The 12,543-nt window shown below is 34.0% G+C and carries 14 protein-coding genes; 5 read left to right on the top strand and 9 right to left on the bottom strand.

The window, feature by feature from the left end; genetic code table 11:
• Nucleotides 1–5 precede the first annotated feature (5 nt).
• Together IPK88_19550 and IPK88_19545 are read right to left on the bottom strand one after the other, a co-directional pair.
• Nucleotides 6–566, bottom strand: a complete 561-nt coding sequence (locus IPK88_19550) for an RNA polymerase sigma factor (GenBank protein MBK8245633.1) — start codon at nt 564–566, stop codon at nt 6–8.
• Between the two features lie 44 nt (nt 567–610).
• Nucleotides 611–1,543, bottom strand: a complete 933-nt coding sequence (locus tag IPK88_19545; GenBank protein MBK8245632.1) for a transporter — start codon at nt 1,541–1,543, stop codon at nt 611–613.
• Nucleotides 1,544–1,587: 44 nt separating this feature from the next.
• Here IPK88_19545 and IPK88_19540 point away from each other — a divergent pair, with 44 nt between their 5' ends.
• Nucleotides 1,588–2,139 (top strand): 1-acyl-sn-glycerol-3-phosphate acyltransferase, encoded by a 552-nt coding sequence (locus tag IPK88_19540; protein ID MBK8245631.1) that lies wholly within the window; start codon nt 1,588–1,590, stop codon nt 2,137–2,139.
• Nucleotides 2,140–2,475: 336 nt separating this feature from the next.
• Here IPK88_19540 and IPK88_19535 read toward each other — a convergent pair whose 3' ends face one another.
• Entirely contained in the window at nt 2,476–3,558 is a 1,083-nt protein-coding gene (locus IPK88_19535; GenBank protein MBK8245630.1) for a hypothetical protein, read from the bottom strand.
• 222 nt (nt 3,559–3,780) lie between these two features.
• Between IPK88_19535 and IPK88_19530 the strand changes: the two genes are divergently transcribed.
• From IPK88_19530 to IPK88_19520, 3 genes are all read left to right on the top strand, one after another.
• Nucleotides 3,781–3,951, top strand: coding sequence for a hypothetical protein (locus IPK88_19530; protein MBK8245629.1), 171 nt, complete (start codon nt 3,781–3,783; stop codon nt 3,949–3,951).
• Nucleotides 3,952–4,602: 651 nt separating this feature from the next.
• Nucleotides 4,603–5,445, top strand: a complete 843-nt coding sequence (locus IPK88_19525) for a T9SS type A sorting domain-containing protein (protein MBK8245628.1) — start codon at nt 4,603–4,605, stop codon at nt 5,443–5,445.
• Between the two features lie 263 nt (nt 5,446–5,708).
• Nucleotides 5,709–8,078 (top strand): 3-hydroxyacyl-CoA dehydrogenase/enoyl-CoA hydratase family protein, encoded by a 2,370-nt coding sequence (locus tag IPK88_19520; GenBank protein ID MBK8245627.1) that lies wholly within the window; start codon nt 5,709–5,711, stop codon nt 8,076–8,078.
• Between the two features lie 167 nt (nt 8,079–8,245).
• On the opposite strand, the gene IPK88_19515 is transcribed toward IPK88_19520, so the two are convergent.
• The 5 genes from IPK88_19515 to IPK88_19495 all read right to left on the bottom strand — a co-directional run bounded on the left by IPK88_19515 (nt 8,246) and on the right by IPK88_19495 (nt 11,332).
• On the bottom strand, nt 8,246–8,644 hold the full coding sequence (locus tag IPK88_19515; protein MBK8245626.1) for a biopolymer transporter ExbD: 399 nt from the start codon (nt 8,642–8,644) through the stop codon (nt 8,246–8,248).
• A 17-nt stretch (nt 8,645–8,661) separates the two neighbouring features.
• Entirely contained in the window at nt 8,662–9,348 is a 687-nt protein-coding gene (locus tag IPK88_19510) for a MotA/TolQ/ExbB proton channel family protein (GenBank protein MBK8245625.1), read from the bottom strand.
• A gap of 249 nt (nt 9,349–9,597) precedes the next feature.
• Nucleotides 9,598–10,200 (bottom strand): TIGR04282 family arsenosugar biosynthesis glycosyltransferase, encoded by a 603-nt coding sequence (locus IPK88_19505; protein ID MBK8245624.1) that lies wholly within the window; start codon nt 10,198–10,200, stop codon nt 9,598–9,600.
• Nucleotides 10,201–10,325: 125 nt separating this feature from the next.
• Nucleotides 10,326–10,997 carry a PspC domain-containing protein gene (locus tag IPK88_19500; GenBank protein ID MBK8245623.1) on the bottom strand — a complete coding sequence of 224 codons (672 nt, stop codon included), beginning with the start codon at nt 10,995–10,997 and terminating at the stop codon, nt 10,326–10,328.
• A gap of 2 nt (nt 10,998–10,999) precedes the next feature.
• Nucleotides 11,000–11,332 (bottom strand): PadR family transcriptional regulator, encoded by a 333-nt coding sequence (locus IPK88_19495; GenBank protein MBK8245622.1) that lies wholly within the window; start codon nt 11,330–11,332, stop codon nt 11,000–11,002.
• A 170-nt stretch (nt 11,333–11,502) separates the two neighbouring features.
• On the opposite strand from IPK88_19495, the gene IPK88_19490 reads away from it, so the two are divergent.
• The gene (locus IPK88_19490; protein MBK8245621.1) at nt 11,503–11,997 is read left to right on the top strand and encodes a hypothetical protein; all 495 of its coding nucleotides are present in this window, start codon (nt 11,503–11,505) and stop codon (nt 11,995–11,997) included.
• 64 nt (nt 11,998–12,061) lie between these two features.
• Here the strand turns inward: IPK88_19490 and IPK88_19485 are convergent, their stop codons facing one another.
• The gene (locus tag IPK88_19485; GenBank protein MBK8245620.1) at nt 12,062–12,529 is read right to left on the bottom strand and encodes a DUF1573 domain-containing protein; all 468 of its coding nucleotides are present in this window, start codon (nt 12,527–12,529) and stop codon (nt 12,062–12,064) included.
• Between the last annotated feature and the right edge of the window lie 14 nt (nt 12,530–12,543).

Genomic DNA, 12,543 nt, shown 5'->3' with positions numbered 1-12,543 from the left:
TATGATTAAATACGTTCTTTTGATTTGACGAATTGCTCTATTTTTTTTACAGCATGATGAAATGAAGCTTTTAATGCCCCTTCGCTGGTTTCTAATACATCCGACATGTCTTTATAATTCATCTCTTCATAATACCTCATTTGAAAAACTTGTCTTTGCTTTACAGGCAGATTGAGCAAGGCTTCTTGAAGTGTAAGCTGGATCTCATCTCCGTCGAAATAAGGATCAGCCTTCAAGTTACTTATCGCCGGATGTTCAGATGCACCATCAATACCATCATATTGCCATTTTTTGCTCCTGTCCAAAAAGGTCAAGGTCTCATTGGTCGCGATGCGGTATAACCATGTATAAAGACTACTTTTAGCTTCAAAGTGATCGATACTTTTATAGACCTTTATGAAGGTGTTTTGTAAAACGTCATCTGCATCATCATGGTTTAATACCATTCTTCTGACATGCCAATACAACTTTTGTTGATATTTCTCCACCAAAACTTTGAAGCCCTTTTCCAAGGTATTCGGATTGGCTATCCAATCAAGTATCTGTTGGTCTTCTTCGTGATTCAATGGATTTGACGTTTAGTGATTAGATAATATTATTGATCAAAGGTTTAATCCAATTTAATGAATTCATCAATTTTCTCAAGATAAAGCATAGTCTTGCCGTCTTTGAGTTCAAACATGGGCACGAATTTAGCATTTTTTACCAAATGGCTTTCAGTGTAGGCATTCATCGAATTGATCAGTTGACCATAGCTTTCATCATATCCTCTAAGAATGACAAGGAATTCTACTTCCAAATCATCGGTATCGCCGTCAAAAAGTTCTTTTAATGGACTTTTATCATCAATGGGATGTACAATGGTCCAGCTTAGTGGAAATAAAGCTATTTTTTGAATTTCCAGAGATAGGATTCTTAATATTCGGGTTGAACCGTCTTTTGGGACATATCCAAAGATCATAGAAGCTTCAAGATCCAGGATATTATTTGATATTTCATTAGAGACTCTAACCTGAATGGATTGAATATCTTTATAAGGCGCTAGTAGGACATGTTTTGAAAATAGTATTTTGGATTTAGGTTTTGAAAACTTTGAATATACTAGCCCAGTTATAATGGCAAAAGTTAACAATCCACTCAAAGCTTCGATACCAGATATAATATTAGCTCCATAACCTTGAGGATGCATACCACCATATCCCACAGTTGTGAAAGATTGTACCGAAAAGAAGTAACATTGAGCGAATTCGTGCATCCAACTTCCAGCTTCAATGCCGGAGATTTGATCTATGCCAATTACAAAATAGATAAACGCATAAAAAATATTGATAATAGCATAAAATATAAAGATCATCAACAAAAATGTAGGCCATTTCATGGCGATTAATTCATGGAACAAACTTTTTGTTTTAGTACCGACACGATCTACATTAAAACTGCCGTCTTCTCTAATTAAACGTCCTCTTGATGATGAAAATGCTTTACCAAAGCCTAAATCATCTTTATTGTTCTCGTTTTCTATTTTATGTTGCTCTTTCGCCATCGAAATTCTATCTTTATACTTCTAAATCTACGCATCGCAAAGATATGACTTCAATCTGCAGATTCATTTTAAAAATATTGAATTGGAAAGTATCCGGCTATGAACCTCTGTATGATTTAAAAAAATTTGTTGTTATTGTAGCTCCACATACTTCTAATTGGGATTTTGTCATAGGAATAATTGTAAGAACAGCTTTTAAACTGGAAAAAATCAAATATTTGGGTAAATCCAGCTTGTTCAAGCCCCCATTTGGTTGGATTTTTAGAGCCCTGGGAGGATATCCGGTGTATCGGGAGAAGAGCCATAATTTGGTAGAAAGTTATGTCAAGATTTTTGATGAACATGATGCTTTTGCTATAGTCATATCTCCGGAGGGTACCCGACACAAGGTAACACAATTCAAAACAGGTTACTATTACATTGCCAAAGGAGCCAATATTCCTATCATACCTGTCAAATTCAATTTTGCAGATAAACATATCGAATTTTGTCCAGCCTTTTATTGCACCCAGAATGCCGCTGAAGATTTAGCAACCATTGAAAATATGTTTCGAGGGGTAAAAGGCAAAAATCCTCAATTTGGACTTTGGGAATAAAAATTCTATTGCATAGTCATTTTAGGATTTATTTATTAACCTGTATAGCTATTTTAGGACAAGACACTTTTGGCTTCAGAACAAGTGGCGGCACGTCGCAAGTACCTCTCCGTTATGTTGACGACGTGAAGTATATCTATATTTCGGAATTGAAAAAATCAAATCTGTGATAAACGTGTCTATAATAAAATGTCATTTGTGTTATTAACTAGAACTTAATATAGATAACATGTATTCTAAGACTGTAAGTGAAGAGAATGACCTTTGTATTCCCTTTATTATATCAACCTATCCGTATCGTTAGACCATGCTAACAAATATGTGTTTGAAATTATTTTATATCCCATTTTTATTAGGCGCATCTCCATGGAAAAAAGATTCTATTCGGAGTTCTTTGGTATTGTCTACTCCTGATATAGATATCGTTATTTGATCACCTTTTACAACCCAACTAGCGTTCAAAAATTTACCTTCTTGATTTGCCTGTGGGGCTTCTTCAACGATCACTCCAGCTTCCGTAACAATCGAAAGTTGACCTGATGAATTAACAAATAAATCTTTTGCTCCTTCCAATCTGCATCGTATTTCTTTGTAATCAAAACCCGGCATTACTACGTATTCATATTGGAGCAAATTATTATGGTCTCTAAATATTAGATCAATGCCTGGATAAATTTCCGTGTAAAAAATTTGAGGGTAATTACATTCTTGAATTTCCTTAGCATTCGTTGAAGCCGAAGATATTTGTGCATCGGGTTTTTTCATCCCCATTAATTGACTCTCCGTATTTATACCTTCAAAAACGGCCAATACTGAATTTGATCTTGCACTTTCTGTCGTATTCGTATTGGTTTGTTGTTTAATCTCAGGAATCAATATGAGCGATATTGCCATATCGGAAAATGAATAACCGAAATTAGCATCTTGAGTAATAAAACGTACCTGATTGGTCGGATGAGTAGCAAGTAAATGATCGGAACCATTTATAGTTTGAAAACAAACGGCCTCACCAGGTGGGGTCAACTTACTGTAACCACATGATGGAATTACATTAGTGGCTGATGCTTTAAAAGTAAAAGACACCACGAAAAGGATGAAGAGAAAACTAAATATTGATTTCATATGTAAGTTTTTATTTATTTTAGAAATACATTGTTTTGCTATAGTTGAAAGGGTAGGGCCTAGATCAATTTTAGGAATAAAAAATTTTAATGTAAAAGGAGGGCGGAATTCAGTGCTTTGTGTCAGCCCGATATTATAATTTTGAGAAGAGATTAACCAATTATAAGAATAGGGCAGGGTGGTAGTGTTGAAAGGATGATGTAATGTTTTGTACACGTTCTGCGATTTCTCCATGGTGAAAGAATTGGATGTGTTGAAAGATTCTGATTTATTAAAGTTGGCAAGTTGTTGTTTCATTTATTTAAATTTACTGTATTAGTTAATTAGTACACTGCAAATGTAGTACGTAATATTTAAAAAAACCAAATAAATTTTAATATTTTTATTTATGTAATGTGTATATTATTGATATTCTAATGAATAATGATAAATGTATTAATAAATAAACGCTGAGTTGAAAGACAAGCCAAGGGTTAAAGTCTTGAAATTAAGGAATCGATTAATGAATGGGACTATAGAATGATATATGAAATAGACGAAAATGATCAAAACAGTAAATTAAAAAACCATTCTAGAGAATCAAGCAAAAAGAATGACATATTAGAACATTTCAAAAGAATACAAATAGTAGATGATGTTGAAGATGGAAAAATATCGCCTTATGAATCTTTGGGTTGGACTGTTGATTAACATCTGAGAATATTATCCTCAGATTAATGGCATATAACGATATTTACGAAACTAAGTATTGGTTGTTCGAAGGTCAAGATGGTTGAAAATACAGTCCTTGGAGCCTACAACTCATTTTTAGAAATGCTGTGGATCTTTCAAAAGTGAATCCATATGCTACAGTTCACACACTTTTATACATTTAGGCGATTTTCCTTAACTCCCAGATTAAGTATTTGGAACCCTTGAGTTAACGGTTTTGCAATTCCTTCCGCGAGTGTCCGGATTCCACATCGCTAACTATCTTTGAGATTAAACGCTTGTTATATCGACCTTGCTTTTGCCTGATTTGGGCATTAAATTCCTGATCTTTTTTTACTATAAACTTTTTTTTTGTGTATAGATTTTTAGGGCGGGTCTTTGCGCGAATTAAGTTTAGCATTTCGTCATTTCGGCAATTTTGAAATATATTTTGACATTTTGGTCAATGAGAAGATTTCAATGTTATAAGTAGCGATAAATTAAATTTTAGTATTATTTAGTTTAAATTTAAACGAACGCCGAATTAGGGCGTCTTACTCTCAATAAATGGATATAAATCTTTTAATTAACTTTTAATTAATAGTGTTTTATATCTCCATTTCATATTTTTGACCTCTTTAATACCGGATTATGAAAAAATACATTTACACCTTATTTTGCTTAGGATTTTTAGCCACAGCGTTGATGTCGAATCAAAGTGGTCGGGCTTTTTCTGGTAGAACAGGAAGTACAGGTGCCCCAGGAGATGATTTAACGGTTTGTAAAAGTTGTCACAATGGACCTATAAATGTAAGTTTATCTCTTACTTTGTTCGACAACGGAGATTCTGTACTCATGTATGAACCCAATAAGATCTATACAGTTAAGGTCCGTATCAATCATGTGAATGGGGAAATACCTAAAGCTTTTGGATTTCAATTGGTGGCACTACAAGCAGCTTTAGGAAAGACTGGAACATCGATTAACACCTTCGCTCCTATTTCTAGTAATTCTAAAGTGACAACATTAAATTCAGGAAGACAATATGCAGAACATAAATCTCGAAGTGTGACCAACATATTTGAAGTTGCTTGGACAGCGCCGGTTAAAGGGTCTGGACCAGTTAGTTTTTATGCTGGAGGAAATGGAGTGAATGCTGATAATAGCAGCGCAGGCGATGGATCTTCCAAAATTAGTGTTCAGTTCAATGAAAAAATTACTTCTTCCACAAGTTCGATCCAAAAATCAAATATTAGCCTTTTTCCAAATCCAGCCAATGAAATGGTGAGCGTTCAAGGTGAAATCAATGGTGTATCAAAGTTGGTACTCAGGGATTTAATGGGCAAAGTAATCAGAGAAGAAATGTGGAATCCAAATCGACGTACCATTAATTTGGAGGACCTCAGAGATGGAATATATTTAGCTCAATTCATTCTTAATGATGGCACCACGTTAAAGACCATCAAATTAGTTAAAAGAATTCCAAGATCCTAAACGGATATTTTTGTATTTGATCTTACCGTTGAAGTATTGTTATTTTGTTTAAAATATTTCACTGATCTGCAAATCTAATTTACTTTACAAAAGACGGTTTCTTGAAGTGTAGATTTATCCCATGATTGACTTTTTAGATATGTATCACCTATTTTTTCAATTTGTTTGAGCAATTTACCTTGGATGATCAATTTATCATTAATAAATGCTGATTTGATTCTGAAATGCTTTCTACATTAATAATTTATTCGGACATTTACTGAATGAATTACAGGAGAATAAAGAAAGTAGCAATACTCGGATCAGGATTAATGGGATCTGGAATTGCGTGTCATTTTGCAGGGGCGGGATTTAATGTTTTGCTGTTGGATCTTCCACATGCTTCTGCAGATAGAAATAAAATAGTTCGCGATTCTTTAGCTAAATCTTTGTCCAATAAACCATCCAATATATATCATCAAAAGTTTGTAGCGAATATCCAAATAGGAAATTTTGAAGACGACTTATCTAAAATAAAAGAGGTTGACTGGATACTTGAAGTTGTAATTGAAAGACTCGATGTAAAGCAAAGCCTCTACGAAAAGGTAGAACAATTCAGAACACCAGGTACCCTTATTACAAGTAATACTTCAGGCATATTAATGCATGATTTGATTCAAAACAGATCTCAGGATTTTCAAGCCCATTTTTGCGGCACCCATTTTTTTAATCCACCAAGATATTTACCTCTTTTAGAAATTATTCCAACAGAATATACTTTACCTGAAGTAGTTGATTTTTTAACTGATTTTGGTAAGAAATATCTTGGCAAACAGACGGTACTGTGTAAAGATACACCTGCCTTTATCGCTAATAGAATTGGGGTCTCTGCCATGTTAAAAATATTTTCGCTGACAAGTGAGCTTGGACTTTCCATTTCTGATGTAGATAAACTTACTGGTCCCGCTTTAGGGCGACCTAAATCTGGAACTTTCAGATTATCTGATGTTGTGGGTTTAGACACTGCCTACTATGTTATTGAAGGTTTAAAAAAGAATTGTCCGTCGGATAGTATGTTGCAATCTATTGCATTGCCACCATTTATCCATTTTTTAATGGAACATAAATGGTACGGAAGCAAAAGTGAGCAGGGCTTTTATGTGGCAACTAAGGAAAAAGATGCCAATGGTAAAAAAATAATTCATGCATTAGATCTTAAAACACTGGAATATAAACAAGACACAAAGTCAAATTTAGAAAGTCTGCAAGTCTCCAAACAAATTGATGATTTGCCGAGACGATTAAAAGCCATCATCAAATGTAATGACGCAGGGGCGCAATTAATTAAACAATCTCTTGGATTTCTATTTGCTTATTCTTCTCATAGAATTCCTGAAATTTCAAATACGATTTATAACATTGATGTTGCCTTAAAAAATGGTTTTGCATGGGAACTTGGACCTTTTGAATATTGGGATGCTATTGGTTTTGAGGAAGGATTAAAGTTAATCCAAGAAGCGAATGAACAAGCTGCACCATGGGTTCAAGCCATGAAGGATAAACAAGTAAACAGCTTCTATGATAAATCAGGAAATCAATTGCTTTGCTTAAATCCATTGACTCTAAATTATGAATTAATTCCAGGTCAAGATGATATCATCAGATTCAGTTTATATGATAATAAAAATATAGTCTACCAAAATCCTGAATTAAATCTTTATGATATAGGTGATGGAGTGTTAGCCTTGGAATTTAGAAGTAAACATAATACCATTGGTGAAGGTATTTTACGCGGTATTAATGAATGTATTCTTTTAGCTGAAACCAATGGATGGAAAGGTATCGTTATTGGAAATAATGCGACTAATTTTACGGTGGGCGCCAATTTAATGCTGGTCGGAATGATGGCCTTTCAACAAGAATACGACCAATTGGATATTGCAGTGAGATTGTTCCAACAGACTTCTATGCGTTGCCGATATTCCTCTATTCCGGTAGTTACTGCGACTCAAGGTTATGTATTTGGTGGCGGTACAGAATTAATGATGCATTGCGATGCTGCAGTATGTGCTGTAGAATCTTATATTGGCTTGGTTGAAATGGGTGTCGGTCTTTTACCGGGTGGCGGAGGAACAAAGGAATTTGCATTGCGTCTGTCTGACGAAATGAAGGAGGGCGAAGTTCATATTCCATTATTGATCTCGAAATTTAAAACCTTAGCGATGGCTTCCGTTGCAACATCTGCATATGAAGCTTTTGATTTAGGTTATTTGCAGTATCAGAGAGATACGGTAAGTATTCATGGATCTACACATATTTTTAAAGCAAAACAAAAAGTTTTACAATTGGCTAACGGTTATGTAGCTAAGCAGCCCAGAACAGATGTTAATGTTCTTGGTAGATCAGGCTTAGGGCCATTGTATGCAGCAGCACATACTTTGAAGTTGGGAAATTATGCTTCTGAACATGATATAAAAATAGCCAAGAAAATGGCTTATGTCTTATGTGGTGGAGATTTGTCCTATCCACAAAAAGTCAGTGAACAGTATTTGCTAGATTTGGAACGAGAGGCATTTCTGAGTTTGTGTACTGAACCTAAGACCTTAGAACGCATTCAATATTTGTTGGAGAATAACAAAACACTTAGAAATTAGATACTAAGTTTATTGAGGCAATGAGGTTGTTTGAATTTGTTTGAAGTGGTCTGTTTCAAACTATTGTTTCATTATAAGTAAGGAATTTATCTAAAAACTTGGGTATGTTTAAATACCCTTAATGTCCTGCATAAAATAAATAATCTAAACTTAAAAGCCCTGAAAACCTATTTAGAGCGTTCCGTTGCAAGTACCATTTTAACTTTAAGACTGACACCTATTTGTAGTACATTCACTAATTGCTGAACTTCCAATCGATTATCTATACGAATAACCACCGTCAAATCTGGTACATTGGCTACATATTTACGCAATCTTGGTTCAATCTCTTCGTAGGCTATAGGTTCTTTTTCAATATAGTATTTTAAGTCGTTGGTAACGGACAGATTAATCGGTTTTTTTGAAGTCTGCTCGCTTTGTTTAGAAGAAGGCAACATCAATTTAATGATATTCGGATTGGCCAAAGTGGACACAATCAAAAAGAATAGCAATAAGAAAAACATGATATCATTAAGTGATTCTACACTTAATTCTGCTCCTTCGCGTTTTCTGCCTCGTATATTCATATTGAATGAATTATTGCTTATTTAACAGGAGTATGTAGCATATCCATAAATTCTATACTGCTACGTTCTAATTCATTAATTTCTTCATCTAACATCATAGTCAGAAAATAATAACCTACGAATGCAATTATACCGACCAATAAACCACCTGCAGAGGTTAGCATTTTCTGATATAATCCTCCGGAGATAACGCCAATGGATAAATTGTCTGTTAAAGATATATCGTAGAATATTTTAATAACACCCATAATGGTACCCAAAAACCCAAACATCGGAGCTAATCGAGCAATTAGAGATAAGTGATTGAGTTTCTTTTCAAGTCTAAATGTCTCTACACGACCTACACTTTCGATAGCACTTTCTATCTCTGGCATTGGTCTGCCCAATCGCTGTAATCCTTTTTCAATCATTCTCGCTAAAGGTGTATCGCTACTAGCACAAATACTTTGAATAGTTGAAATATTCCCACTTCCTATATTAGATCGAAGATTTTGCATAACACGTTGATCTTCTTTGACTACTGCACTAATCGTAAAATACCGCTCAATAAAAATATAGAGGGCAATAAATACGAGGAGCACTTGTATCGAAATAATGGTAATTCCCAGAGGTCCACTATTTAGAATGATATCAAAAACACTTTGACTTGCAACACTTGTTCCGGTTGTTGCTGTATCCACTTGAAGAAAAATCGATAAAAACATATAAAGTTTGTTTTCTAATTAACGTTGATTCTTGTCCATTCCAATATATACATTCAGATTTATTATTAATTTCTTTCATGTATCGGAAAGGAGTACAAATGTAAAATGAATTTCTAAGTATTTATAGATTTTATGTATTTTATTATTTAATACTTATGTGATTGTAAATCAATTTATTAAGTATTTTTTGTAAAAAAATAATCGATATTGTTATTGGGATTTTAAAAAATGTAAGGGGAGAATCTTATTTTATTTTCCTTGAGTTTGAACATATCGATTCCACGCTTCTTCAGTATCTATATCCTCTAATTGGATCAATGAGGAATGGCTACAGTTTAATTGATTGAGTTTTTCTATGGTTTTTTCATACAAACTAGATTCGCTCCAGGGCATAGATTTAAAAACCGAATCAATATTTGATTTCATGCCAAGTAGGTAATATCCACCATCTACGGCTGGTCCTATGATGATATCTTTGGTGGTTAATAAATTGAAAGCTTGATTTAAAAGTAAACTTGTAATATAGGGACAATCACTTCCTATGATAATAGCTTTGGAATGAATTTGCAATACTTCATGGAATGCGTTTGACATGCGATCTCCTAGATCTATTCCAGATTGAACCTTTTTGATGAATGTGGTTTCAGACCAGGCATCAAGTTCTATATGATCACTATAGTATAAATAACATTGTGCATTTACTTTTATGCTTTGTTGTCTAGTTATTTCAAGTAGTTCTTTATAGATGTACAATGCTTTAGCTTCTCCGAGAGTTTGAGCTAATCTGGTTTTTACTTTCCCTCGGATGGGGTTTCTAATAAAAATAATGAGCGCGTTTGGGTTGGTTAACATATTGTAGAAATAAAAAACGGCTAAATTTGTTGAAATCTAGCCGTCGTAAAAATAATTCTATAACACCACATTATGAATTTCAGATTTGAATCAATTTGAATTTTAAGTCAAATTGATTTGGTTCTTTAAAATCGCCATTTATTTTTTTTACGCATTCTTCGTTTTTCTCGCCAGGTATCAAATTTATGGGTCAAGTCATCGATTTCTTCTTCCACCTTTCTGGCTATGTTATGCACATTGATGGGTTCTCCTTTCATCGCTAATCGATCTGCTGAATTTCTGGCTTCAGGTGTAATTGCCCATAAAATAATATAAAGTATGGCCGCAAATCCTCCAGCAAAAGCAGTTAATACAAAAAACAATCTGACCCAAATGACGTCCTGTATCCCTATATATTGGGCTAGTCCACTGCACACACCTCCAATTTTTGAATCGGATGGATCACGAAATAATTTTTTTCCGGTTTTGATTCCCCAATCTTCAGTGGTATACTGGCTATTAGACTTAGACTCTGTTGGTTCATTGGTTTGATTCCAATCTGTTCCAAATATTTCAGGTGTTCCCATAATGCTTATGGTTTCATCGACGATTTCAATGGATACAATGCTTCGTCCTGATAATTTTTCTTGAAATAATTCTGCTATCCGACTTTCAATGTCTTGCATAATATCTTTACACCCTTCAGATTTTGAAAAATGATTTTGGAGACTTAAAAGATAGCTGTCAAGTTTTTCGTAAGCGATATCATCAATTGAAAATGGATATTTGCCTACATTGATGTTAAGTACTTTATTCATGGTTAAATTTGGTTTTTTATGGTTAAGTTAACTCCGGATACAAATTGAATCCAGCTTTCAGAGAGTTGAATTAATGATTCTTTTCCAGTTTCTGTGATTTTAAAATATTTTCTAGGTGGTCCGGATGGTGACTCTTGCCAGTAGTATTCTAACAATCCAAAATTCTTTAATCTGGTTAAAATGGGATATAAAGTTCCTTCTACAACAATGAGATCTGCAGATTTTAGTTGACTAATGATATCAGATGGATAAGACTCATTGTTATTAATGATAGATAGTATGCACATTTCCAAAACTCCTTTTTTCATTTGAGCAATTGTATTTTCAATTTTCATAATTACTTTATTTGATAGTGCAAAGTTAATATATAATTTAGTACTATGCAAAACAAAGTACCTGTATATACATAATTAATCGTCAAACTGATTCATTCCTTAGACGAATCACAAATTTTGGAACTGAATAATTCATAATTTCAGTCATCTTTGTTGAAAAATTACATCTCGTGGTTGAAGATTTTAAAAAATTAATCGCTTATTTTCCATTGGCAAAACTCCCATTTGTTTTACAAGAAGGGAGTGAGCATGATTTTGGGTTGGTCAATGAACAGTTACCTTTACCCGTACTTGAAGAATTGTTGGCTCCCTATCTTCCATTTGAGTTAAATGACTTTACTGAAATATTACCTGGATTTCATTGGAGGTCAGCAGAAGGGGGGTATCTTTTGGTCTTTTGGGCTGCACAATTGATGAGATATTCCTTTTTTGTATTCAGCTACTCTAAGGAAGGAGTGTATCTGGATAATGCTGAAGTTGCTGGATTATTTTCTGAAGACGAGACCTTAGTCCGCAGAATGGCTAATATCCTAAATCCTAATTTAATACATATCATTGAAGGGGTTCATGATGCTACTCAAATTAAGGTCAATCCCATGTCCACCGCAAAGTGGGAGATTGAGCTGCTCAAAGATGGAAAATTTATGCAATTAGACGCAGAATAGAAGGCAAAAAAAAACCCATCTTAACTAATGTTAAGACGGGTTTAAATTTCTTTGAATATTATTTTTATCCTTTAGGTATTAAAACATTACCATCATTTTTTGGAACAGTTTCATCTTCGTCAGAAGAAATGTTTCCTTTAACATATAAAGTAATTTCTTCTTCACCTTCGTTAGTTTGAACTCTTACTGTTTTATTAATTGGTCCAACTCTTTGGGTATCATAACGAATTTCAATAACACCTACTTCACCAGGCATGATTGGTTCTTTAGGCCATGTTGGAACTGTACAACCACAACTTCCGCGTGCATTTTTAATAACTAATGGCTCATTACCTTTATTAGTAAAGGTTGCTTTTCTTAAAGGTTCTCCACCTTTCTTAATTTCGCCATAATCCACATTTAGGTTATCAAAAACCATTTTAGGACCATTTGCTGATTTGACCGGAGCGGCCACTGCAGCTGGTGCAGTAGTTTGTGAATACGCTACAACGGAACAAAATAAGATGAGCAAAAAAGAGAATAAATTTTTCATCAAGAATTATTTTT

Source organism: Candidatus Defluviibacterium haderslevense (assembly GCA_016712225.1).
Lineage (GTDB): Bacteria > Bacteroidota > Bacteroidia > Chitinophagales > Saprospiraceae > Vicinibacter > Vicinibacter haderslevensis.
Note: the sequence above shows the minus strand (reverse complement) of the source record. Positions and strands in the feature narration are given on the sequence as shown.

What these genes read in the sequence shown, in the direction of transcription:
- IPK88_19540 (MBK8245631.1), top strand. Translation starts at nt 1,588, where the DNA reads ATGACTTCAATCTGCAGATTCATTTTAAAAATATTGAATTGGAAAGTA.
- IPK88_19510 (MBK8245625.1), bottom strand. Translation starts at nt 9,348, where the DNA reads ATGTTTTTATCGATTTTTCTTCAAGTGGATACAGCAACAACCGGAACA.
- IPK88_19495 (MBK8245622.1), bottom strand. Translation starts at nt 11,332, where the DNA reads ATGAAAATTGAAAATACAATTGCTCAAATGAAAAAAGGAGTTTTGGAA.
- IPK88_19535 (MBK8245630.1), bottom strand. Translation starts at nt 3,558, where the DNA reads ATGAAACAACAACTTGCCAACTTTAATAAATCAGAATCTTTCAACACA.
- IPK88_19525 (MBK8245628.1), top strand. Translation starts at nt 4,603, where the DNA reads ATGAAAAAATACATTTACACCTTATTTTGCTTAGGATTTTTAGCCACA.
- IPK88_19505 (MBK8245624.1), bottom strand. Translation starts at nt 10,200, where the DNA reads ATGTTAACCAACCCAAACGCGCTCATTATTTTTATTAGAAACCCCATC.
- IPK88_19545 (MBK8245632.1), bottom strand. Translation starts at nt 1,543, where the DNA reads ATGGCGAAAGAGCAACATAAAATAGAAAACGAGAACAATAAAGATGAT.
- IPK88_19530 (MBK8245629.1), top strand. Translation starts at nt 3,781, where the DNA reads ATGATATATGAAATAGACGAAAATGATCAAAACAGTAAATTAAAAAAC.
- IPK88_19485 (MBK8245620.1), bottom strand. Translation starts at nt 12,529, where the DNA reads ATGAAAAATTTATTCTCTTTTTTGCTCATCTTATTTTGTTCCGTTGTA.
- IPK88_19520 (MBK8245627.1), top strand. Translation starts at nt 5,709, where the DNA reads ATGAATTACAGGAGAATAAAGAAAGTAGCAATACTCGGATCAGGATTA.
- IPK88_19500 (MBK8245623.1), bottom strand. Translation starts at nt 10,997, where the DNA reads ATGAATAAAGTACTTAACATCAATGTAGGCAAATATCCATTTTCAATT.
- IPK88_19515 (MBK8245626.1), bottom strand. Translation starts at nt 8,644, where the DNA reads ATGAATATACGAGGCAGAAAACGCGAAGGAGCAGAATTAAGTGTAGAA.